The following is a 23,296-nucleotide window of genomic DNA, read 5'->3' on the forward strand; positions in this document are numbered from 1 at the left end:
TATAAAGGGCCTCACTGGAGTTTCGCAAAAAGTCTGCTGAAGATGCCGACGCTGAACTGTGGGTTTTGTCTGCAGAATTAGGCCTGTTGCACTCAACAGAGCAAATTCCTGGCTATCAAGCGACGTTCGACCGTTCAAACAAACCCACACAAAAGAATAGCTGTTCGGACAAACCAACATTAGAGCAGCGTTGGTGGGAGTTAGTATGTGCAAGAAAGGCCAAACTTAAGCCCCAAAAACCTAACTCTCTCACCGCCTTGTTCGAGGCCAACCGAGACAGTTTTTTTGTCATCGCGGGGTCTATACCCTACTTGAGAGCCGTGAAGCATGATCTGCTAAGAGCCACCCAGCACTTGCGAGTACCGCAAGAACAGCTATTGATTGTAACAAGCAAAGTGGATTCAACTATGGCTGCCACTTTTGCCCCATATCTCATCCGCGCCGAGCGAAAGATGAGCCAGCATTGGCTTGATGGTGGCGACACCACACTCAATATTCGTCTTGCTGGGCATGCACTGTTAGAACTTCGTCAGGCCCTAAGCGCTTCTGTAGTCAAAGAAAAAATTACTACTTACACAAGAGGACTACCTGAAATGGTTCAGTCCCCAAAGCGTAAACGCAATAGTATTGAAGAAGTCGATAATTAACTGAAAAATCTGCTGTCTAGCGATTCGGAAATAAGCGCTACTCGCGCATTAAGGAGATTTCGTGACGAGGGGAACGCCTTTGAAGAAAAGCACTTCGTCGCAGGTTTGTATCGGTACACGCTTACATGAACAAAGCAAAACAAAGCCCAAGGCAGAGCAAATGGCTTTGTAGAATTCACCTACTACTACAACCCTACCCCCAACGACCGCAGCCTAGAGTATGATTGGCCGCAAAACCTTTTCATAGATCTAAAACTCAATGAGACAATTAGGGAGCCTTAAAAACGCCTACCCCTCACTGAATTAACAGTTGGGTAGTCGCTTCGCTGCTTTAGCGTCAACTCAAAATAGATATCAAGGAATGATTAAATAATGACTAATAACAAACCGCTACTGGTTTGGCTAATTGCTGCTTATTTTATTTACCAAGGCACAATACAGCTGTTTTATGTTGTAACAGGCTTAGGTAATGCACCTATCCCCTTGTTATTACCCCATATAGGCTTTACTTCTCTTTACTTAGGGGCAGCCTTCACCTTAATACTTAGAATAGGTATTAGCCGCTTGCTTATTTTTGCAATTTTCGGCTACAGCGTTGTTATGAACCTACATAGCATCATTAACATGCGCTCTGCACTTGCACACTTAGGCATACAGCAATGGGCAATGGTATTAATCGAGTTTTTATTCCTTACTTTTGCTGCCATTTACACTGTTAAGCTAAACAAGCAAGGCTACTACCAGCCTGCTAAACTGGCCTAAACACTAACAAACTGAAAATAAAGTGACTCAGCCCCTTTAATTCATAAGTGCCGTCAACCAAGACACCTAAGGGCGTCTTTTTTTGTGCCTTATATTTACCGCTCAAGTTATGTAAATCTAAATATTCTTCTGCCCTTTTGTTGATATAACTTGATAAACTGCGGCTAACGACAGCGGCAAGACTATTTGTGGCAGCGTTACTGCACGCCCAACAGTGTATTTGGGTTTATAAAATGGTGGATTAAGTGTTTCTTTTAGTAAGTTTTTTGTGTCTTGCTATTATTGTTTCATTTTTGTGTTCTGTGCTAGAGGCGGTGCTACTTAGCGTATCTCCTAGCTATATTCAGCTGCAACAGCAGCAATATCCTAAAGTTGCAGAGCGGCTCGCCAAGCTAAAAGCGAGTATCGATAAGCCGCTGGCGGCGATTCTTACCCTAAATACTGTTGCTCACACTGCCGGAGCCGCTGGTGTGGGAGCACAAGTAGCAGAGCTTTATGGCTCACAATACTTAGCCATTTCATCAGCAATTATGACGGTACTGGTATTAGTATTGTCTGAAATTGTGCCTAAAACCTTAGGAGTAACTTACTGGCGCCAGCTTGCGCCGTTTGCCTCTTGGTTGCTGCCTTTGATGATTAAAGTGTTTTACCCTTTTGTGTGGTTAAGTGATCGCATCACTGCACGTATTGGTAAACAACAAGAAGATTTTTCAAGCTTGCGTGACGAGATTAGTGCCTTAGCCGAACTTGGCCACCAGCAAGGTGTGATTGAGCAAGGGGAATCGCAAGTATTACGTAATCTACTTCAACTAGAAAAGTTAAAGATTACTGAAGTGATGACCCCGCGCGCGGTAGTGCAACGTGTTGAACTAAACAGCACCGTGGCAAGCTTTGTTGAAGAGCACTTAAGCCAGCCGTTTTCGCGTTTTCCGGTGTACCAAGGCGAGCGCGACAACTTTGTCTCTTACGTGCATAAACAAGATGTTTTAGGCGCTGCTGCAAGCGGCAATGGCGACACACAAATAAGTGATTACTCGCGTAAGTTGCTAATGCTGCCAGCTAGCGTAAGTGTTAGGCATGCTTATCAAAGCTTGTTACAGGCTCGAGAGCTTATTGCAGCGGTAGTGAACGAATACGGTGAAGTACAAGGCTTGCTTACCATGGAAGACATTATTGAAACCCTGTTAGGCCAAGAGATTACCGACGAAACCGATGCCATTGAAGACATGCAACGATTAGCTCGCTTCCAGTGGTTACGCCGTTTACGCAGCAAAAACCAACGCTATAGCCGCTAAGTTCTAACGAGCCTAGAAGCAAAAGTAGCTTTAAGTAAACAAAACTTTAAGCAAACAGCTAATCTTCAAGCACTAAAACCGACGGTTTTAGTGCTTTTGTCTTATTTATTAAGCTGTTCTTTAGCTGCCTCTACTTTGGCAAAGTCTAAACCTAATTCTTCTACTGCTTCTTTAATCAAAGCAGGGTTCTGCATCACCTGTCCCATCAGCAATTGCAATTGTTCTTGAGGCAAACCTAATTGGCTAATAGTCGCCATAGCAGCAAGGGGGTTTTGAGTAAGCACTTCAAAAAGCTCACTGATTTGCTGGTCACTAATATTGTTCTCTCTCAACATGGTAAGAATTGGGTTCATCACATTACCTTTTAGACTAAATAAAATTAGGCGACAGTTTAGCTTTGTAGGTATGGAATTGACCAGTACTCATAACAACAACTTTGTAGATTACGGGTCGAGTATCTCGCCATGTCGTTCATAAAAAAAGCCAGCGTGGTGCTGGCTCTAATGCTTCATGAAGCTAGCATCTAGTAGGTTTTGTAAGGTAAAAACTTACCCGACAACACTACGTTTACCCTATCACCTTTAGGATCGGCTTCACGCTTAATGTCCATCGAAAAATCAATAGCGCTCATAATGCCATCGCCAAACTCTTCATGAATGAGCTCTTTAATAGTACTGCCGTATACATTTACTACTTCATACCAGCGGTAGATAAGCGGATCGGTTGGTACAGCGGTAGGCAGTGAGCCTTTGTAAGGCACAATTTGTAACCAAGCGATGGCTTCGTCACTTAGCTCAAAAATATCGCCCACGGTTTCAGCTTGGCTTTTATCAAAAGTCATTTGCCCTAAACACGCTGCAGTTGTCCACTCTTTCGATAAACCAATAGCGCTGGCAACCTCACTCCACTTAATGCCTTTTCTCACCTTGGTTGATACAATTTGTTGAGTTACTTCTTCTCTACTTGATATCATTTTTTGCTTCCTTCCTTTGATTGAAAAACGAGACAACTCGGTGTTCACCTAAGTAATAGGTACACCACCATAGCCGCCAAAATTGCAGAGATCCCTTGCCATACCGCCACCGGATTGCGCTCTACCAATGGAGCACGAGCCTTATTCAAAAAAGCTTTGTTGGGTTGGCGTAAATCACAGAGAAATTCGGTGATTTGTTCGTAACGTTTTAAGGGGTTTATGTGCAGCGCTTTTTCTAGGGCATCATCAATCCAAGCTGGGATTTCGCTGTCACTGTCAATTACCGATTGATAGCGTAAGCGCTTTTGCGCTGCATGGCTTTTTGCACCCGCCACTTTAGTACCGTAAGGATAGCGGCCGCTTATCATGTAGTAAGTAATTACTGCCAGCGAAAACTGCTCTGCGCGGGTGCTGCCGCCAATACCCAAAAACAACTCCGGCGCCGAATATAACGCAGTGCCTAGCAAATGTTGCTGGGTAATATCTTGAGTTTGCTCTGCAAGACCTGCGGCCCATACCGAGCCAAAGTCGATAATTTTAATGGTGCCAGAGCTATCAATCATAATGTTGTCTGGCTTAAGATCTTGATGGAGCATATCCATGCGATGAAAGGCACGTAGGCCTTTGGCAATTTGCTCTACAACCTCCCTCACCTTAGCCAGTTCTGGCTTGGGATTATCGGTAATCCATTGGGCTAAGGTTTGCCCATCTATGTATTCAAATACCGTATAAAGGTAGTTACGTTGGCGTGGGTTGCGGCTTGCTTTTAACACATAGGCACTGTTAATACGCCGCGCTATCCACTCTTCAGTATAAAAGCGCTCTAAATAATCGGGGTCGTCGCGCAAATCTACCGAAGGTGTTTTTAGTATCACTTGCTCGCCGCTTTGTTCATCCAATGCTAAAAACACGTGGCTTCGACTACTGGCGTGAATTTGTCGAACAATGGTGTAGTTGTCTATGCTCATACGAGCACTTAACTCTGGGGGAAAAGGTAAGGTCTCTATTTGCTCTTTAAGCTGCTGAGAGCTTTGTTCTGCTAGTTGCTCTACCTTTATTATTTGTAAGCTTAAGTTGTCGTCGCTGCCTGCCTGATAGGCTTTGTCAACAATTTGCGCTGCCGCTGCTTCTAAATCGTTGGCACATTGGGCAATAGTATTGTTGATAAGCTCTGCATCAACAAACTCGTACACACCATCGGTAGCCAACAAAAAAATATCACCAGGGCTCACAGGCAGCGTGTGGTAATCAAACTCACAATATTCTTCAATACCCAGTGCACGGCTTAGGTAGCTTTTATTGTCATTCACCCATAGTCGGTGATCTTTAGTGAGTAACTCTAAGCCCTGCTGATTGAGGCGATACACTCGGGTATCACCAACATGAAAAATATGCGCCTTATTGCCTTTAATCACTAAAGCACTAAGCGTACAAACATAACCTTTGTCTTTGTCGTAATGGTAAGGGCTTTGTTGCGATTGGCTATATAGCCAAGAGTTGGTGGCGTCTAAGACCTTTTCGGCAGCATGTTGAACAGACCAAGTCTCGGAGGTGCAGTAGTAATCATCTAAAAAAGTTTTTACTGCAGTTTCACTGGCTATTTGACTTACTTCGCTGCTGCTTATGCCGTCGGCCATCACAGCAGCAAAGCCTTTATGATTGAGCAGAGAGCCACGCGGAGTATAGCTTCCATAACTGTCTTGATTAATGTCTTTGCGACCTTTATCAGAACACTGACCGATGGAGATACTCAGCTGGCTCGTCATCTACTGTCCTTTAATTAAGCGTTGCTGGTAGCCGCTTTACTTGGCGCTTCAACTGCTGCTTTAGCTACTTTGCGTTTAGGCGCAGTTCTTACATGGGTGGTGTAAAGTGTTAAACCAGTGAAGGCTAAACCACCTACTAGGTTACCCAATGCAGTTGGAATTTCGTTCCATAGGAAGTAATCCATGATTGAGAAATCACCGCCCATAATCAAACCAAATGGGAATAGGAACATGTTAACTACAGAGTGCTCAAAGCCCATGTAGAAGAACAAGAAGATTGGCATCCACATGGCGATTACTTTACCGCTAACGTTAGTAGAAATCATTGCGCCTACTACGCCCATTGATACCATCCAGTTACACAACATGCCACGGATGAAAATAGTAAACCAACCAGCAACACCATGTTCTGCGTAACCTACAGTACGTGCTTCACCAATGGCGGCAGCTTTAGCACCTACAGCGCCCGCTTCAATGTTAAACCCGTAGGTAAAGATAAAGGCCATCATGAAGGCAACGGTAAGTGCACCAGCAAAGTTACCTAAAAATACAAAGCCCCAGTTTCTTAGCATGCCTTTAACATCAACCCCAGGCCGCTTATCTAACAAGGCCAAAGGCACCAGTACAAACACACCCGTTAAAAGGTCAAAACCCATTAAATAAAGCATACAGAAACCAACAGGGAACAAAATAGCCCCAATGAGGAAGTTGCCTGTATTCACTGCCATGGTAATGGCAAAAATTGCTGCCAATGCCAAGATGGCGCCAGCCATAAAGGCTCGAATAAGAGTATCTCGTGTTGACATGAATACTTTAGATTCACCAGCGTCAACCATTTTGGTTACGAACTCCGCAGGAGCTAAATAAGACATAATATTTCCCTATATTGCTTAAGTAGTAGATAAAAACTGTTGGCTGGTTCTGTTCACCTAGGTTTCCCTTGGCGAGTTCACCTTTACAAGTAGAACGGATTTCGTTGCTTCCTTGCTGCTTGGGCCTGTCCCTGACCTACAAAGGGGAAATTGCAATTGTTAAGCCAAGCACCACAAAAAACACACAAAACCCTAACACCACGGCAACTGCAGCCTGATTTTCAAATACAATGTGGCAAAACAAAAAGTGTTTATTTAACTGGATTTGCACCGAGATGTTGATAATTGCACCAATAAAGGACAATCAACAAGTTGGTGCAGTAGGCTACTGCCGCAACTCCCCAAGCTTGGGCAGCTCAATGATGAAATTAACCGCTAGCTAACACTTCTTCATGAAACACCATTGGCTTTTAGCACTGCGATAAACTACGCATCAAAAACTGTTATTTTGCTTTAAAGTAATGCCAAACAAGTAAACGCTCGACATGATAGGAAGCACTAATGAAGCCTGAGATGCGCCACGCCATTATGGAAAAAGCCGTAAAGGCCTTACAAGCGGGTAAATATAGCCAAGCCTTATCTACCATTGGCAAAATCAATAAGCTTAAGTCTCAGCAAGACTATAAAAGCCTAGAGTTAGAGGCGTATGTACTTTTTCAACAGCAGAAACTAGAGCGTGCTTTAGCCAGCTATAAAAGTTTATTAGCGCTATGCGAACACCAACAACAACGAAGCGCCACTTACAAAAACATGGCTAAGGCAGAAAAACTACTTGGCTTGTTTTCATCGGCAATTGAGCATTTTGAACAAAGCTTTAGCTTAACTGGTGAGGCAAATAATGCCGATGTAGCTGCAGCTCTGGGCGAGTGCTACTTAGAAGAAGATAGATATCAAGATTTAAGCAGCTTGGCAGAAAAAATGAAAACGTGGCCAGGGCAATTTGCACCAGCTCAAGCATTACTCATCTCTAGCGCTAAACGTCAAAATCAACGAGCGCTCATATTACGCCTAATTGAAGAGTTATTGAGCCACAGCAAGTTTGTAGAAGAGTGGCAGCTAGAATTTTCCATAGACACCCTAATGTTCATTCGCGAGCACCAACAAGCCGAACAATTGTTGCAGCAAGCGCAAATTGATTTTGTAAATAAAGCTTGGATAAGTTTTTACCAGGCAGAACTAAGCGCAAGGAACGGTCACAGCGAACACGTTATAGAGTTATTGAGCGACGAACTGATTGACCGTCTCGACTTTATGCGCCAAAAGGCGGCTTTTAAACTACGGGCAGAGGCCTTCGATAAACAGAAAGACTACTCAGCAGCCTTTGCCGATTTTTCGGCCATGGCGAGTTTGAATCACCAACGCGTTCAAGGGCAAACGCGCACAGACAAAGTGGCAGAATTTCAAAAGCTAGACTTGTCTTTCATCAAACAACAAGCTGAGGCCAATGAACCACAACCGGTGTTTATGATGGGCTTTAATCGCTCTGGCACTACTCTGCTGGAGAACATATTAGATACTCAGCCGAACATCGTTGCCTTAAGTGAAACACGTTCTATTTATAATTTAACTCAAAGCATCACTAGCCAATTTAATAAACGCTATCCGCAAGATCTAGCCACACTAACAGAAGATGAGTTAAAACAATTGCGGGAGCAATACTTTAGCTACATCCAAAGCTTAGGTTTGGCTCCGCAGGCCAATAGTCTTATTGTGGACAAGTTTCCGCTTTATACGGTAGATCTGCCATTCATCTTGCAGCTCTTCCCTAAAGCGAAGATTATCTTTTGTTTACGCCATCCAATCGACACATGCTTGAGTAACTTTCAGCAAAACTCAGCCAATAACCAAGAGCAAGCCTGGCTTAACCAACTAGGCGATTGCTTTAAGCGCTATCAGCAAGTATTCAAGCTGTTTAATCGCTACCAAGCTGAATTACCCTTAAATATTCATTTTGTACGTTACGAAGACTTAGTTGAAGATTTAGAGAAAGAAGCCAGCAAAGTGTTTGAGTTCCTCGGGATGTCTGCAAACAGTAGCTATTTAGAGTTTGAGAAACACGCCCAACAAAAAATTGTTATGTCTGCCTCAAGTAACCAAGTAGTTAAACCGATTTATACAGAGTCACGCTACAAGTGGCTTAACTACCAACAATTCTTGCAACCACACATTCCCAAGGTGGCCGAGTTTATTGAACAGTTTGGCTACCAGCACAACGCCCCCCAATAGAGCTTTAGGGGGCTTAGCGTTGCACTTAAGCCCCCTAAAATTGGTTTAATCTAAAGGCTTATAAACAAAATTTGCTTTAATAATGCCGTGGTCTGTAGCACCTAGTTGCTCGTAATGCTCATCGTTTAAATGATCGTTAAATACCTCTAAACCTTTAAAGGCCCAAATTCTATCTCGGCTTTTATCGTAAAACTGCTCACTGAGTAATATATGGTCTAAGGATTCAAGCTGGTTGTTATGCACATGGGTGTAATAAACATCACGCTGACTACGATATTGCTGCATGGTACCCGCTGAATACAAGGCGTTATCGGCCCCTCCTCGCGCATCGCCGTCTAATAAAAAGCGCGGTTGCTCGGTAAGAATATTCAAGGTGTTGCTGGCTTGACCATCATTCAAGTCGCCCAACACAATCACTGGCGTATCGGTGTGTTTCATTTGCTCAGTTAAGATCATTCTTAACGCTACAGCCTCCGCGGTGCGGCGCAAAGTAGAGATGGCATAACCTAAGGCATTACGATGCGGTTTATGCTGCGCATCGTCATACCAATCTTCATTATCTATTCGTGTGGGTCGTTTCGATTTAAAATGGCAAACATATACATGTACATTCTCCTCATCGGCATGAGGTTTTATTTGAAAATGCAGCACCGGGCGAGAGAAGCTATTGATATCTAAGTCTAAGGCGCCGGTTTGCGCATCATCCCCTTGGCTGGCTAACTTAAAGCTTGCCGGAAACTGACTAATCCACTCCGCTTGCCCTACCAGCAATTCATTACGCACTGCTGCTGCACAAGCAATTTTACCTTGATGCCCATCGGGCACCAGTAAGTGATATTGAGAATCTAACCCAGCATTTTGGAACAAATCTAATAAAGCATCGGCATGCCACAATTCTTGAAAACCCCATAAATCCGCACCAATAGTTTGCAACTGATTTACTAACCAACGCACCTTATTGTCGTACTCGTTTGGCAACCAACCTTGTCGATCCCTATACATCGGTAAATTGGGTCTATTGAGGTTTAAAGTATTCGCTGTCGCTACAGAAAATTTCACCGCCATGGCTTGCTCCGCTTAATTAGTAGTCTCTCATTAAGCAAGTATGGTGCAATTTAGCAGTTTTATTATTGCGGATTTATGATTTTGTTTTTAGACAAAAGTTATAGCAAGCTTTAAGCGGTATACGGCCTTAGTAGCCAAATGCTTTACCCACAAGATCTAGCATTTATGAATTGGTCATTACTTAGGTAAATGCGCTTTTATTATTTGATACAACTCTGGTCTACGCTCGGCGATCTCCTTTGGGCTTAAGCCTTCAAGAGAATGCGGATACTTCAACCATTGCTTGGTTTCATGTAAATAGTAATCTGGCACTCGGTCGGTTCTATTGCGCTCTGGCTTAAAATACGGAACTGCAACTCGAATATCACTGGGGGTATTTAACCTCGCTAAGCGGCTCAGCTCATTAATAATCGCTTCAATAGAGCGGCCGGTATCGAATACATCATCAACAATCAACAAACGGTCATGCTGCTGTACATGTTTCACCAGGTAGTTTAGTCCAAATACCTTAACCTGCTTTGCTTGATTATCTATAGCTGCAGCATACGAAGATGTGCGAATGGCAATATTATCGCTAGCAATACCGTGATAAGCCAAAAACTCTTGAACCGCGATACCAATTGGTGCACCGCCGCGCCACACGGCAATAATAAAGCTAGGTTTAAAACCACTTGCCAATACTTTTTCGGCCAAGCGAAATGAATCTTCGAGTAGCTCTTGCCCGGTGATGTAAAGTTTGTCGCTCATAATTACCTACGATTAAAACTGACCTTTTGGTCAAAGGTGTAGTATAAAACTATCATTATAGAACTCGTAAACTCAAGGACACTTTTCATGCCAATGAGCCAGCCGACAGCCCAATTACAAAAGCACTACTTAGATGAAGATAGTTTAATTCAAGATTCCTTTCGTTTAGCTGTGCATATTTTCGAGAGTGGTTTTCGCCCTACTTTTATCGTTGGCCTGTGGCGCGGAGGCAGTGCTGTAGGCATTTACGTGCAAGAATGTTTGCAAACCTTAGGAGTTAAAACCGACCATATTTCGGTACGCACCTCCTACCAAGGGCAAGCCAATTATCATCAAATACTCCAAGAGCCCGAGTCGATAAGAGTTCATGGTATTCAGTACTTACTGGAAAACCTAAACGTTGATGATAGCTTGTTGATAGTGGATGACGTGTTTAGCAGTGGCCACAATGTAGAAGCAGTGATTAAACGTTTAAAATCCAAGTTAAAACTCAATATGCCGCGCCAAGTAAAAATAGCCACCTTATGGGAGCGACCTAAGTTTAACCAAACATCGTTAAAGCCCGATTTTTGCCTGCACCAAACCGAGCAATGGCTGGTCTTCCCCTATGAATTAACCGGCTTGAGCTTAGAAGAAATACGGCAACACAAAGGCTTTGTAGCACCACTGATTAAACCAGAATTATTGGGGTAAAATTCTTCAGATAAAAATAAAGCGGCTACTAAGCCGCTTTTTTCTGCGCACTGGGGCTAAGCTAAAATTGGATATTCTCCCCTTTGCATTTTGAAATCTAATACTGCTGATTAGCTCTTCGATAATTGCCTTGGTAATCAAAAATCCGGTGCTCAATAACCCAGTAGTGCTTTTGCTTTTTAGCGATAACAAAGTCGGGGGCTACAAGTTTTGTTACTAATGCTTCTGCTTCTTTTGCATCGTCAATAAGAGCTGCTTGCTCAGAGACTCGGCGACTAAACACAGCGTTAAATTGTTGCTTGGCTTTGGCGTAATCAAAGTTAAAGGATTCGCTAAGCTCTGCGCCATCTTCATCGTGATAAACCAATTTAAGTTTATTGCCATCGCAGCTAGCCGAGATGCCGCTGCACCTTAGCACTTTACGGTCTTTTAACTGCAGCGCATCTTTAAGCTGCTTGTCTGGGTCAATTAATTGAAAGCCACAGCTTTGACATTGCCGTGCTGCAATATCGTTTTCGGCATTACATTGTGAGCATTGCTTGTATTTATAGCGGTAAGTACATTGGATTTGTTTTGCTGGCTCATCTGGGTCTGCCACTAACCCTTGGCAACGTCGACCATAATGTTCAATAACATCACCATCTTTATCGGTAATGCCCCAAAACATATTGGCAAATTGGCATTGCGGGCAACTTACCTGTACCAATGTACTGTTAGGGTTGGGTTTCACTTCGCCAATTTCTGGCTGATAGAGATCGTAGTTATTACCTGCATAATCAACAATTAGGCAATCGGTTTTGTCTTTGAATAAACGCAAACCTCGGCCGGCGATTTGTTGATACAAGCTTACCGAAGCAGTGCGCCGCAAAATAGCAATTAAGTCCACATGCGGCGCATCAAAACCCGTAGTTAACACCGATACATTCACTAAAAACTTAAGCTGTTGGCGCTTAAACTGTTCAATTAAGCTGTCTCGCTCAGTATTGGCGGTAGCAGCGGTGATGACCGCAGTTTGTCCTTCTGGTAAATAGTGTGCAATTTCCTTGGCATGGTTAACAGAAGCAGCAAACACCATTACGCCTTTACGCTGCTCTGCCAATTTAACCAACTGTTTGCATATGGCTTGAGTAACTCGCGGGCAAGCAGCTAAAAACTGGTCGAGCTGTGCCTCGCTGTATTGCTGCGGTAAATCATCAAATTGATAACGCGCCGCGGGAGCATCCACCACCAGCGGCTTAGTTAAGTATTCTTTAGCAATGAGATGGCGCATCGGCAGCTCGTAAATACACTTTTTAAACCAAGCTTGGCCGCTGCCACGAACATAACCGTGATAATGATGTTGGTAGATCCAGCCTCTATCTAAACGGTACGGAGTAGCCGTTAAACCTAGCACTTTTAGTTGTGGGTTTTGTTGCTTTAAATGCTGAATAATTTGCTGATACTGGCTGTCATCGTCTTCACTTACCCGGTGACATTCATCAATCACTAGCAAAGAGTAGTAGCCGGAAAAAGCTTCAAGGTTGCGACTTAAAGACTGCACACTGGCAAAGGTAACTGGAAGTTGGCTTTGTTTTAAGCCTAAACCTGCGGCATAAACGCCTGACTCAAAACCATAGTCTTTAAACTTTTGATGATTCTGTTCGACCAACTCTTTTACATGGGCTAACACCAGAATAGGGTGACGCGCTAAACGCGCAAGTTCGGCAATCACGATGCTTTTCCCAGCACCAGTTGGCAGCACCAACACAGCGGAATCGTCACTTTTTCGAAAGTGAGCGAGAACGGCATCTACCGAGGCTTGCTGGTAGTCGCGCAGTTGAAACATTACTTGTTAACCCTAAGCTAGTTAAAAATCGGCTTATTATGCCATGTTTAAGCCGGAGTGCTTTATAGTGATTATTTAGTTGCGTCATAAAGCGGCTACCAAATTGGCATTAAAAAAGGCGGCCTGAGCCGCCTTGTTCAAAAGGTAATGATACTAAGGTAACACTTCACAGCTTGGCGCTTCAAAGCTTCCGTTGTATCCACCTTGAAGACCAAATGAGGTGCTTTGGCTAGGCGCTAAACGACCGTTGTAAACTTCGTTCACAGCGGTTAAACCTAAACCATCACTTGAGGCTTGGTATTTAGCATTCCAACCATTTACCAAACTAATTGGTTGAGGGAAGCTTAGGTGAACTTTCCACCCGGTTACCTCTTCACCGCCGGCATTAGTCACCTTAAGGTTGCCTAATACAAAGCCAGTATTCCAAACATTGGCTTCACCAACAGTACAAGTAAGCTCAGAATCACCACCGCCTACAGGAGGCTGTTCACCCGCTTTAACATTCAAGTTTAAGCTAGCTTCTGCTGATAACTCTTCACCTTGCTCGTCGGTAGCAATTACAACAATCACTACCTGCCCTTCTGTTTCTGGCATTGTCAGCGTTACGTTACCGCTGCCAACTCGACTAGTTGCTAATGCGCCATCTACGTATACATTCGCGCCATAAGCGTTGGCTAAATCAAGACGAAGCTGAACTTCACTGGCTGGTCGAACTTCACTGCCATTGCTAGGAGAGCTAATCACTACTGCAGGTACAATCGGTTCTGCAACTGTAACTGTGACTTTAGCTTCTGCTGACTTAGCACCTTGGTCATCAATCGCCACGAAGGTGAAGCTATCGCTACCAAAAGTACCCGTATTAGGTGTGTAGGTTGCAAATTTACCACTTAGACTAACCGAGCCGTTTGCAGGCTGAGAGGCTATCTCGTAACTAACAACATCACCATCAGAATCACTGCCGCTTAGCTCAACAGACACAGCAGTGTCAGACTCAGTGCTAACACTTTGGCTTTGCGCAATAGGCGCACAGTTGATGCCGGTAGTTGGGCCACAAGCAGCCGATGGTTCATTACCCCATACCAACTCGCCGTTATCATACAAAGCAATGTTATTTGCTAGCTTGTATGCATTGCTAAAGTTTTCCCAAGATGGGTCATTACTGTTATCCCAATCTGGGTTGTTGGTATTGGTTGGTAACGATAAACGGAACTGTACTTCTTTCTTAGAAGCTGATTGACCGCCGGGGTAAATATCTACGCCATCAAAGCTAATCTCAGCGTAATAGATGTTGTCTTCGTTATTACCCCAAGCGTGTAAACCGCTATACCCAGAACCTTGGCTGTAAGCAGTTGATAAACGTACATCATCAACCGAGTAACCAGCATCAAACACTTCTGTTAGGTCTACCCAGTAGCGATAGCTTAATTTATCGGTTACCCGTGAAGGCCACGCAGTATGGTTGTGTACACGAGTCGCTAGCTCAATATGGCGAGTGCCTTGTGAGTTAATTTTAGCTTCTACATATAGCTCGGTATCGCGAACCTCTTTAGCTGGGAAGTTTGCTTCTGCAATGGGATCACCGCCATGGTCAAGCCACAGGCGCGCTAGCGCGGAAGTAAAGCCAGCATTGTAATCGGTTGCCACTTCGTTTTTCACGTAGTCGCCACGATCATCAGCCCACGAATCATCCAAACCTGGGCCACCAACCAATGCACCAACTAATAAGTGACGGTTTTCAACTGGGTCGCCAGAGTTGTCATTCCAGGTACCATGCGCAGTACGGTGATGCGGCTTGGTTGGGTGGTAATCGCCATAACCAATTTGGTAAGAAATATTAAGTGGGTTATCACCTAAAATGTAATCCAGCTGGCTTTTAGCAAAGTTATAATACACATCGGCTTTAGCTGTTTTGTTGGTGTTTTCTTTAAGATAATCAGAATACACCAAAGCCAAGAATGAGGTATTTGAGGTATAACGTGCAGCCCCCCAAGTATCTAGAAACGCTAAACCACCTGGCGTGTAACGAATTTTTTGGCCATTGTAGCCAACGGTCCAATAATCTAACCAACGCTCAGCATCTGCTTGATATTGCGCTTCTCCAGTTAGGCTTGCCATTAATACATAGGCGCCGTAAGACTTATCATCCCACGCTTGGCCCCACTTGTAAGAACGCGTATCTGTTTGCGGTTCAGTACCTAAAGAGCCGTATTCCGTTTTAGCTTTATTTAGGTAACTGTCGTCGCCAGTTGCGCGGTATAACCAAATGGCACCCCAGACCAATTCATCTTGATAACCACTCCAAGAGTTATAAAAAGCGGTGGCATCGGTAATTGCATCTGAGTATTTGCCACGGTAGTTATCGGCAAATGAATACAGCTGCTTGGCGTGCTCTAACAACATAGCGGCATAGCTTGGATCGCTATCTTTAAACACCATAGAAATAGACGCTAACGCCGCTGCGGTTTCACCCGCTAGATCAGAGCCAGGGTTAGCTGCATCAATTTTGTATGAAGGACGCTCCATTTGCATCACTTCGGCCGAGCCCCACCAAGCGTGATCCACGCTACCTTTGCCAACTTGGCCATAAAACTCATTAGGCGCAGTGTGAGCCTTAACAAAGTAGTCGGCAACAAAGCGTAAATTGTTTTTGATATGTTTAAGCTGGTTGGTTTGCTCGTAAGCTTGTGGGTAATCAACTACCCCCCAAGCAAGCATGGTGGCAGTGGCCGCCATAGGAAAACCAAATTTTACGTGGTCACCTGCATCGTACCAACCACCGGTAAGATCTACGTTGTTATCGCTACCGTCTTTTAGCGCAGAATCACCACGCCATTCAGTACGATTCCAACTAGGTAATACCCCTGACTGCTGGGCTTCATAAAAATAAATCGATTTTTGTAGCGCTTCACCATAATTTGCTGCTTGAACAGACATTGCACTGGAAATGATCGCGCTTGCTAGTAAGGTTTTCCTTAACATCTTTAGTTATCTCACAAAAATTTAGAACGTAATCCTTCTTCAGCTATTCTTTGTAGCGGTAAGAAGTAATGCCGTTTACCGAAAACTAAACTCTTTGCCCAATAACCATTGGTGTTGTGCAAGTTCACCGCACAGCTATTGAAGCTTAGGTTTCTTAAATGACCAACAAATATGTTATTCATCAGTAAACCCGCAAGAGCTTACCCTAGTTGGTCAGAGTTTTTTATTTCCAGTGCTAAAAAATACTCAGCAGCTGAAACTGTGAAAAGTTTAGGAAGGGTAGTTTTATTATCTAAACAACAAAGCCAACAATAAAATAAACAGCATATAACACTAGCGTTAAACAAAGCGTTTACTAAAAAAGTAAAAAAGCCCTCAAATTGTAATGAGGGCTTTACAGCTATACTGCTAATTTAGTCAATAAATTGAAGGTCTTACTAACGCATACGACAGCTCGGTGCAGCAAAGTTACCAGAATGACCACCTTGCAAACCAAAGGAGATACTCGCCCCTGGTGCTAATTGGCCATTGTATGCTTCATTGGTAACTTCGATACTTTGGGCAGAAGCATTAAACACGCCGCCCCATCCACCCACTAGCGTTACGCTTTGCGAGAATTCAAGCACTGCGTTCCAAGCTGAAACAGTATTTGAGCCGGTATTTGTAACCGTAATGCTGTTAATCACAAAACCGCTAGCCCAAGAATCTGCCGCGCCAACTTCACAACTCAAGTTTGCTGCTGCCGGTTCAAGCACTTTTAAGCTAATACTGTCTGTAGCATTAAGGTTTTGCCCCTGCTCGTCTTGCGCAGTCACCGTTAAGGTGTAATCCCCTACTTCTGCAGGCGCAGTTAACTCACCGCTGGTACCACTAAACGATTGCAGTTGTCCGGCTAGGTTAGTTTCAAACCCTGCGGCATCTTTTAAGCTTACTACCACACTAAAACTACTACCGGCTTCAATACTGGTATTGTTGGCAGGCGCACTTAAGCTCACCTCTGGCTGCAGCGGTACTTCATTCAGAGCACTTAAAGTAATGCTGTCACTTACCGCCATCTCTGTACCGTTGCTGTCTACGGCAACAATCATGATGGTGAAATCACCTTCTGCCGCGGGAGCAGTGATACTAGCACTACCTGCAGTAGGTGCGTTTTTCACCAAACTTCCATCAAGATAAATATTAACCGAAGCCGCTTTGTTCACCGAGTAACCAAGCACGACTTGTGAGCCTGTAAGCACAATGCTGTTTGCAGCCGGAGAATTAATGCTTACCGAAGGATTTAGCCCTTGGTAGTAATCATTCAAACTAATACCAGTGGTGCTGCCCTCTCCTCCTAGTGCAACCTCATGATCTAAACTAATAAATTTGCCAGCATCGTTAGTCCACAAAGAAGGCTTAAACAAAGCATATTTATCTTCGTCCCAGGTAGTCCAATCGTGGCCTAGCAAGCCTCCGGTATCGCCAGAGTTAGGATTAATACACCAAAAGGTGTGGTGTAATTGATGCTCAATAATCAAATCACGGATTGCTACCATCCACGCTTCATTTGGACCACCATCCATAAAGCCGCCCCACTCACCAATTAGCAGCGGTGCAATACCTTCTTCATGAATAAACATCCAGTTATCTTTCCACACATCTTGGTACAAGGTGTCTTTGTTAAACCCTGGATAGAACCACTCTTGCTCAAATACCAAAGGCCCATAGTCGTGTGGTGAATACATAAATTGCTGTTGGCGTGCGCCTAAATCAATCGGGAATTCGCGTACGCCACGTAAATTGCCGCCCCACCAATTAAAGTGAAAATCGTCTTTACCTTTGCTTTCCCAGTTTTTACCTTCCACGGGATACGCTTCAATGCCTTCACACATCACTAAGATGTGAGGGTTAATATCTAACACACGGTTAGATACTGTTTCACAGGCATGCTTCCAGTTGTTTTCATCGGTACTGTCATCCCACTTGGCAAACTCACCAGCGGCACTTTGCTGAGGGTTACCATGAGGTTCATTTTCTAGGTCATAGGCGATGATGGTGTCATCATTTTTATAACGTTCGGTTACCCACTCCCAAGTGGAGTAAAAATCTTCTGAAGTAATATCGCCTTTGTACCAAAGCGGCGCAATATGCCCCATGTTATCGGCTTCGGCACCGTGAACATCAAGCAAGATCTTCATACCACTCGCTTTAGCAGCGGCAATTAAGGCATCAAACACTTCCAATGAAGTAGCTGTAGCTAAATCTGGGTTAGCCGAAGCATTCACTTGAATTGGCACAAACTGGCCATTTTTCCATTCTTTAAGTAACTCGGTAGAAATAGGCACCCGCAGTAAGTTGACACCGCGAGTAGCAATATCCTGAATGGTGCTCTCCAAATTCACCGACCACAAACCATGCAACACTCGCTCGGTAGTATTAAAGCCAAACCAGTTAGCCCCGGTAAGCCAAACCGTATTGCCTTGCATATCTTTAATTTGATTGCCTTCTACATGAAGCCAATCATCGCCAGGCAGCGGTGCCGCCAATAAACTTGCACTGCATAACGAGGCCGCAGCAAAACCCACACATTTAGCGAGTAGTGTTTTAGATGTATTCATTTTGTTCTCCATAACATTTCCCAATGAGAAAAGCGGCCAATTAAGGCCGCTTTGGGGTGTTAAGTTCTAAGGTAAAATTTCACAGGTAGGGGCAACAAAGGTGCCTGAATGCTCGCCTTGTAGACCAAACGAGGCACTCGCATTAGGCGCAAGCTGACCGTTGTATACCTCGTTACTAGCGCTAATACCTAAACCATCACTTGAGGCATTAAGCTGGGCATTCCAACCGTTAGCTAGGCTCACTGGGTCGGTAAATACTAGATTCACTTTCCAGCCACTTACCGCTTCGCTGCCTGCATTGGTTACCGTGATACTGTTAATCACAAAGCCGGTAGACCAAGTGTCAGCTTTACCTACTTCACAGCTTAAGCCATCACCTACTGGAGGCTCTGCACCTTGCTTAACCACCAAGCTTAAGCTGGCTTCTGCGCTTAACTCGCTTCCTTGTTCATCAGTGGCAATGACTAAAATAGCCACAGCACCTTCTGTAGCAGGCATGCTAATAGTTACCGCACCACTGCCAACTCGGTTGGCGGCTAATGCGCCATCAAGATAAACATTAGCGCCATAAGCGTTGGCAACATCAAGCTGCAACACAACGTCACTGCTAGGGCTAACCTCTGTGCCGTTATCCGGTGAGCTAATAGCTACCGCTGGGATTATTGGCGCAGCAACCTCAACCGTTACCGTCGCTGTTTGAGAGACTTCACCTTGATCATCAGTTGCGGTAAAGGTGAAGCTATCGCTACCAAAGAAACCTGCATTAGGTACGTAGCTAGCAACATTCCCTGTTAGTGTTACCGTACCCTGACTTGGCTGGCTAGCAATGGCATAACTTGCTATAGAACCGTCACTGTCGGTAGCAGATAAGGTGACAGACGCCGGAGTATCAAAGGCTGTATCTACCGATTGGTTTTGGGCAATTGGCGCACAGTTAATACCGGTAGCACCTCCACACGCGGCACTTGGCTCACTGCCCCACACTAAAACACCTGCATCGTACATGGCGATTTTCGGTGCCAGTTCATGTGCATTAGTGTAGTTATCCCAAGAAGGATCGTTTGCGTTATCCCAATCTGGATCGTTGGTATTGGTTGGCAAGGCTAGTCGAAACTGTACTTCTTTTTTCGATGGCGATTGACCACCTGGGTAGATGTCTACACCAGCAAAGCTAATATCTGCGTAGTAGATGTTGTCACCATCATTCCCCCATGGATGTAAGCCGCTATAACCAGTACCTTGGGAGTAAGCCGTTGAGATAGTTACATCGTCAACGGTGTAACCCGCAGCAACCACCTCGGTTAAATCAACCCAATAACGAATACTTAGGTCATCAGTAACACGAGAAGGCCAAGCTGTGTGGTTGTGGACCCGGGCGCTAATTTCGATATGGCGCGGCCCTTCTGAGTTTACTTTTGCATCAACAAATAATTCGGTGTCGCGCACTTCTTTAGCCGGGAAATCGGCTTCAGCTATTGGCGCTCCACCATGATCTAGCCATAAGCGCGCTAGGGCTGAAGTAAAGCCGGCGTTATAGTCGGTTGCAACTTCGTTCTTATAGTAGTCACCACGGTCATCGGCATAAGAATCATCGTCGCCAGGGCCGCCTACCAATGCGCCCACTAACAAGTGACGGTTTTCTTCTGGATGGCTTGATAAGCTATCAGCCCAAGCGCCATGGGCCGTGCGGTGATGAGGTTTGGTTGGATGGTAATCGCCATAGCCAATTTGGTAAGAAATGTTCAGTGGGTTATCACCCAAAATGTAATCTAATTGGCTTTTCGCGAAGTTGTAATAGGTTTCCGCCTTGCCTGCTGCAAGGTTATTGGCTTTTAAAAAGTCGGAATAAATCAGCGCTAAAAATGACGTATTAGAGGTGTAGCGCGCTGCGCCCCAAACATCCAAAAAGGCTAAGCCACCCGGCGTGTAAGTGATCTTTTCACCGTTAAAGCCGGTGGTCCAATAGTCTAACCAGCGCTCTGCATCATCCTGATAAACTTGCTCGCCAGTAATTTTAGCTAACAAAACATAAGAGCCATAAGACTTATCATCCCACGCTTGGCCCCATTTATAAGCGCGATACTCCGTTTGTCCCTCGGTGCCTAAATTAGGATATTCGAGTTTGGCTTTATCCAAGTAAGCAACATCGTTAGTGGCTTGATACAACCAAATTGCTCCCCACACCAACTCGTCTTGATAACCACTCCATGAGTTATAAAAGGCTTTTGCATCGGTAATAGCATCTGAGTATTTGCCACGATAATTATCGGCAAAGGAATAAAGCTGCTTGGCGTGCTCCAACAACATCGCCGAGTAACTAGGATCACTGTCTTTAAACACCATGGAAATGGCTGCTAGCGCTGCTGCGGTTTCCCCCGCTAAATCAGAACCAGGATTAGCTGCATCAATTTTGTATGATGGACGCTCCATTTGCATTACTTCGGCAGAACCCCACCACGCATGGTCTACGCTGCCTTTACCTACTTGGCCCCATAATTCATTTGGCGCGGTATGGGCTTTAACAAAATAGTCGGCCACAAAACGTAGGTTGTTTTTAATGTGTTCTAGTTGGTTGGTTTGCGCATAAGCTTCTGGGTATTCCACTACCCCCCAAGCCAACATTGTGGCGGTAGACGCCATTGGGAAGCCAAACTTAACGTGGTCACCTGCATCATACCAACCACCGGTTAGATCTACATTGTTGTCGCTACCGTCACCAAGTGCCGAATCGCCACGCCATTCATTTCGGTTCCATTCGGGCAAAACTCCCGATTGTTGAGCTTCGTAAAAATAAATGGATTTTTGTAGCGCTTCACCATAATTGGCTGCGTGCGCCGACACCGCACTGGTTACCATCGCCGTAGCGAGAAGTGTTTTCCTTAACATCATTGCGTATCTCTCTATATTTGCAAAATTAGCTATTTTCTTCCTCTTCATCTTTGTGAAGGTAAGAAGCACACTGGTGTGTAAACCGCTGCAAACGAAGAGCTTAACCATGCCATGCTAACTCATGAACGCTCTCATTAGGCCTCACACCATTTTTGGCAAACCTTACTTTGAGGTTTTACTCAATAATGAAACTAGCAAGCAAAAAGCAGTTCTCAAGGCCTTTATTGACAAATATGAAACTAATCAAGGAAAAGATTTTTGTGATGAAATGAAAAGGAAAAAATCAGGCTTGTTTCATACAAAATGTTGCGCGAGGTCGCGAATGACGACTGATAAGACCAGCGTCATTCCCACTTAAAAGCAGTTTTTACTTTGAGATTTTTTTAGAGAGGCAAATAAAATCAGGCACTTAAGGCTTCTTCCACTACTACTTCTCGATATTTAATGCGCTTGTAAACCAATACCATAACCATGGTAATGTTGGCAGTTAGTACCAAGGTAGTAGTAACTGACAGCAGAGGATCGCCCACTACAAACACCGTATAAGACCAGGCTAATACCGCATTACATTGGAACATAATCCAACTTAAAAACGAGATATCTTTAGCGGGGCCTTTTATCCGCATTAAGCGAATGATTTGCGGGCTGAAGGACAAAATAGAAATGATCCAACTGAAGGGATACAAAAATTGAATAAACTGTTCCAAGTAAATCTCCGATAGCCAAAACGCGCCATCCGAGGCGAACAGTCATACCATTAGTGCAGGCAAAAATTAGTGAGTAATTCAAAAGCTGCGCGATGATACACCAGCAACGCTAACTGGTCAAAATACAATCAAATAATTACTCAACTTTATGTTGATACATATCTTGGTCTGCCAAGGCCAGGATGCCCTCAACCTCCATGTTTAAGTCAACATCAATATAGCCGATAGCCACCGTGTACAAGGGCAAGTCTTGCTCAGAGTATTGAGCAAACTGGTCGGTAAAACGCTGGGCAATGGCATCAAAATCAGAATCGTGCTCAATTAACACTAAAGCAACAAACTCGTCCCCGCCCATGCGACCAATCACATCAGAGCTACGTACGCATTTGTGCATCGCTTTAGCCACATCAATTAATACTTCATCCCCTACGGCATGCCCGTAGTTATCGTTAATTTGCTTAAACTTGTCTACATCTAGGTAAAATACGCCCAAGCGAGAGCCCATGCGTTTTGCTAAGCGGATCCGCTGCTGAGCTAAAGAGCAAAATCCGCGGCGGTTGTTTAACTCGGTTAAAGGATCGGTAACCGCCAACTTTTGCATATGAGTGTATAACTCAAGCAAAGACAAGTCGGCTTCTAAAATATCTTTTAACTGCTCGATAAGTTCAAAGTAAGTATCATCGTAATTGGTTTCTCGATAATCCATCACACAAAAAGTGCCAAAAGCTTTTCCGCTTGGCCAAAATACCGGTACACCTAAATATGAGCGAAACCCATCGCCATGCACCTCTGGATTGCTATCCCAGCAAGGATCTATCATCGCATTTGCCACATACAAGCTTTTACGCGTTTCAACAATTTTGCGGCAGAAGATATTGGCCTGCGGCTCTACCACCATGCCCGCGCTGTAGGGATTAGTGTTCTGCTCGCTAGCAATAGTGATTTGGTAACCACTTGGTGTGTGTTGTACTAAAAAGCCAGCAGGCGCATCAAATAATTTAGCTAGCAAGTTAACAGTACGCTGCCATTTAGTAAGAGATATTAGGTCATTTGGGTTGGATAAAATCCATTGTTCTGGGTCAATCGCGGGCTTTAAGGGCATCTACACCTCCAAAATAACCAAACTCACCGAGTTAGCTAAGTAAGGCCTTAGCTAAGCTGATAAATAAAGTTTATGAAAGAAGTACTTATAGTGCCCGCTATCAATAATCGTTAACTAAGACTTGAAGCCTGATCAACTGGCAAGAAATATT

At 44.3% G+C, this 23,296-nt stretch carries 17 protein-coding genes; 5 read left to right on the forward strand and 12 right to left on the reverse strand.

Annotated elements, in window-relative coordinates:
- Positions 1-65 precede the first annotated feature (65 nt).
- From OAG1_RS15705 to OAG1_RS15715, 3 genes are all read left to right on the forward strand, one after another.
- Positions 66-647 (forward strand): hypothetical protein, encoded by a 582-nt coding sequence (locus tag OAG1_RS15705; RefSeq protein ID WP_338621926.1) that lies wholly within the window; start codon positions 66-68, stop codon positions 645-647.
- A gap of 372 nt (positions 648-1,019) precedes the next feature.
- A complete protein-coding gene (locus tag OAG1_RS15710) occupies positions 1,020-1,409 on the forward strand; it encodes a hypothetical protein (RefSeq protein ID WP_338621927.1) in 390 nt (129 codons plus the stop codon).
- A gap of 245 nt (positions 1,410-1,654) precedes the next feature.
- Positions 1,655-2,704, forward strand: coding sequence for a hemolysin family protein (locus tag OAG1_RS15715; RefSeq protein ID WP_040306974.1), 1,050 nt, complete (start codon positions 1,655-1,657; stop codon positions 2,702-2,704).
- Positions 2,705-2,805: 101 nt separating this feature from the next.
- On the opposite strand, the gene OAG1_RS15720 is transcribed toward OAG1_RS15715, so the two are convergent.
- From OAG1_RS15720 to OAG1_RS15735, 4 genes are all read right to left on the reverse strand, one after another.
- On the reverse strand, positions 2,806-3,057 hold the full coding sequence (locus OAG1_RS15720; RefSeq protein ID WP_338621928.1) for a DUF2999 family protein: 252 nt from the start codon (positions 3,055-3,057) through the stop codon (positions 2,806-2,808).
- Between the two features lie 170 nt (positions 3,058-3,227).
- On the reverse strand, positions 3,228-3,677 hold the full coding sequence (gene cynS / locus OAG1_RS15725) for a cyanase (protein ID WP_152779823.1): 450 nt from the start codon (positions 3,675-3,677) through the stop codon (positions 3,228-3,230).
- 44 nt (positions 3,678-3,721) lie between these two features.
- Positions 3,722-5,443 carry a bifunctional protein-serine/threonine kinase/phosphatase gene (locus OAG1_RS15730; RefSeq protein ID WP_338621929.1) on the reverse strand — a complete coding sequence of 574 codons (1,722 nt, stop codon included), beginning with the start codon at positions 5,441-5,443 and terminating at the stop codon, positions 3,722-3,724.
- A gap of 14 nt (positions 5,444-5,457) precedes the next feature.
- Positions 5,458-6,315, reverse strand: coding sequence for a formate/nitrite transporter family protein (locus OAG1_RS15735; RefSeq protein WP_016401003.1), 858 nt, complete (start codon positions 6,313-6,315; stop codon positions 5,458-5,460).
- 501 nt (positions 6,316-6,816) lie between these two features.
- On the opposite strand from OAG1_RS15735, the gene OAG1_RS15740 reads away from it, so the two are divergent.
- The gene (locus tag OAG1_RS15740) at positions 6,817-8,541 is read left to right on the forward strand and encodes a sulfotransferase (RefSeq protein WP_338621930.1); all 1,725 of its coding nucleotides are present in this window, start codon (positions 6,817-6,819) and stop codon (positions 8,539-8,541) included.
- A 45-nt stretch (positions 8,542-8,586) separates the two neighbouring features.
- Here OAG1_RS15740 and OAG1_RS15745 read toward each other — a convergent pair whose 3' ends face one another.
- Positions 8,587-9,606, reverse strand: a complete 1,020-nt coding sequence (locus OAG1_RS15745; RefSeq protein ID WP_338621931.1) for an endonuclease/exonuclease/phosphatase family protein — start codon at positions 9,604-9,606, stop codon at positions 8,587-8,589.
- A 177-nt stretch (positions 9,607-9,783) separates the two neighbouring features.
- Positions 9,784-10,353 (reverse strand): phosphoribosyltransferase family protein, encoded by a 570-nt coding sequence (locus OAG1_RS15750; RefSeq protein WP_338621932.1) that lies wholly within the window; start codon positions 10,351-10,353, stop codon positions 9,784-9,786.
- Positions 10,354-10,446: 93 nt separating this feature from the next.
- Here OAG1_RS15750 and OAG1_RS15755 point away from each other — a divergent pair, with 93 nt between their 5' ends.
- The gene (locus OAG1_RS15755; protein WP_338621933.1) at positions 10,447-11,046 is read left to right on the forward strand and encodes a phosphoribosyltransferase family protein; all 600 of its coding nucleotides are present in this window, start codon (positions 10,447-10,449) and stop codon (positions 11,044-11,046) included.
- Positions 11,047-11,143: 97 nt separating this feature from the next.
- Here OAG1_RS15755 and OAG1_RS15760 read toward each other — a convergent pair whose 3' ends face one another.
- From OAG1_RS15760 to OAG1_RS15785, 6 genes are all read right to left on the reverse strand, one after another.
- A complete protein-coding gene (locus OAG1_RS15760) occupies positions 11,144-12,871 on the reverse strand; it encodes a DEAD/DEAH box helicase (protein WP_338621934.1) in 1,728 nt (575 codons plus the stop codon).
- Between the two features lie 153 nt (positions 12,872-13,024).
- Positions 13,025-15,850, reverse strand: a complete 2,826-nt coding sequence (locus tag OAG1_RS15765; protein WP_338621935.1) for a glycoside hydrolase family 9 protein — start codon at positions 15,848-15,850, stop codon at positions 13,025-13,027.
- 437 nt (positions 15,851-16,287) lie between these two features.
- On the reverse strand, positions 16,288-18,447 hold the full coding sequence (locus OAG1_RS15770; protein ID WP_338621936.1) for a cellulase family glycosylhydrolase: 2,160 nt from the start codon (positions 18,445-18,447) through the stop codon (positions 16,288-16,290).
- Positions 18,448-18,513: 66 nt separating this feature from the next.
- Positions 18,514-21,336, reverse strand: coding sequence for a glycoside hydrolase family 9 protein (locus tag OAG1_RS15775; RefSeq protein WP_338621937.1), 2,823 nt, complete (start codon positions 21,334-21,336; stop codon positions 18,514-18,516).
- 401 nt (positions 21,337-21,737) lie between these two features.
- Positions 21,738-22,043: a hypothetical protein gene (locus tag OAG1_RS15780; RefSeq protein WP_016400990.1), complete on the reverse strand. Its 306-nt coding sequence runs from the start codon at positions 22,041-22,043 to the stop codon at positions 21,738-21,740.
- Positions 22,044-22,179: 136 nt separating this feature from the next.
- Positions 22,180-23,145, reverse strand: a complete 966-nt coding sequence (locus tag OAG1_RS15785; RefSeq protein ID WP_338621938.1) for a sensor domain-containing diguanylate cyclase — start codon at positions 23,143-23,145, stop codon at positions 22,180-22,182.
- Between the last annotated feature and the right edge of the window lie 151 nt (positions 23,146-23,296).

The organism is Agarivorans sp. OAG1 (genome assembly GCF_037076485.1).
GTDB classification, from domain to species: domain Bacteria; phylum Pseudomonadota; class Gammaproteobacteria; order Enterobacterales; family Celerinatantimonadaceae; genus Agarivorans; species Agarivorans albus.

What these genes read in the sequence shown, in the direction of transcription:
- OAG1_RS15745 (WP_338621931.1), bottom strand. Translation starts at nt 9,606, where the DNA reads ATGGCGGTGAAATTTTCTGTAGCGACAGCGAATACTTTAAACCTCAAT.
- OAG1_RS15785 (WP_338621938.1), bottom strand. Translation starts at nt 23,145, where the DNA reads ATGCCCTTAAAGCCCGCGATTGACCCAGAACAATGGATTTTATCCAAC.
- OAG1_RS15710 (WP_338621927.1), top strand. Translation starts at nt 1,020, where the DNA reads ATGACTAATAACAAACCGCTACTGGTTTGGCTAATTGCTGCTTATTTT.
- OAG1_RS15755 (WP_338621933.1), top strand. Translation starts at nt 10,447, where the DNA reads ATGAGCCAGCCGACAGCCCAATTACAAAAGCACTACTTAGATGAAGAT.
- OAG1_RS15760 (WP_338621934.1), bottom strand. Translation starts at nt 12,871, where the DNA reads ATGTTTCAACTGCGCGACTACCAGCAAGCCTCGGTAGATGCCGTTCTC.
- OAG1_RS15740 (WP_338621930.1), top strand. Translation starts at nt 6,817, where the DNA reads ATGAAGCCTGAGATGCGCCACGCCATTATGGAAAAAGCCGTAAAGGCC.
- cynS (WP_152779823.1), bottom strand. Translation starts at nt 3,677, where the DNA reads ATGATATCAAGTAGAGAAGAAGTAACTCAACAAATTGTATCAACCAAG.
- OAG1_RS15770 (WP_338621936.1), bottom strand. Translation starts at nt 18,447, where the DNA reads ATGAATACATCTAAAACACTACTCGCTAAATGTGTGGGTTTTGCTGCG.
- OAG1_RS15735 (WP_016401003.1), bottom strand. Translation starts at nt 6,315, where the DNA reads ATGTCTTATTTAGCTCCTGCGGAGTTCGTAACCAAAATGGTTGACGCT.
- OAG1_RS15730 (WP_338621929.1), bottom strand. Translation starts at nt 5,443, where the DNA reads ATGACGAGCCAGCTGAGTATCTCCATCGGTCAGTGTTCTGATAAAGGT.
- OAG1_RS15720 (WP_338621928.1), bottom strand. Translation starts at nt 3,057, where the DNA reads ATGAACCCAATTCTTACCATGTTGAGAGAGAACAATATTAGTGACCAG.
- OAG1_RS15765 (WP_338621935.1), bottom strand. Translation starts at nt 15,850, where the DNA reads ATGTTAAGGAAAACCTTACTAGCAAGCGCGATCATTTCCAGTGCAATG.
- OAG1_RS15775 (WP_338621937.1), bottom strand. Translation starts at nt 21,336, where the DNA reads ATGATGTTAAGGAAAACACTTCTCGCTACGGCGATGGTAACCAGTGCG.
- OAG1_RS15750 (WP_338621932.1), bottom strand. Translation starts at nt 10,353, where the DNA reads ATGAGCGACAAACTTTACATCACCGGGCAAGAGCTACTCGAAGATTCA.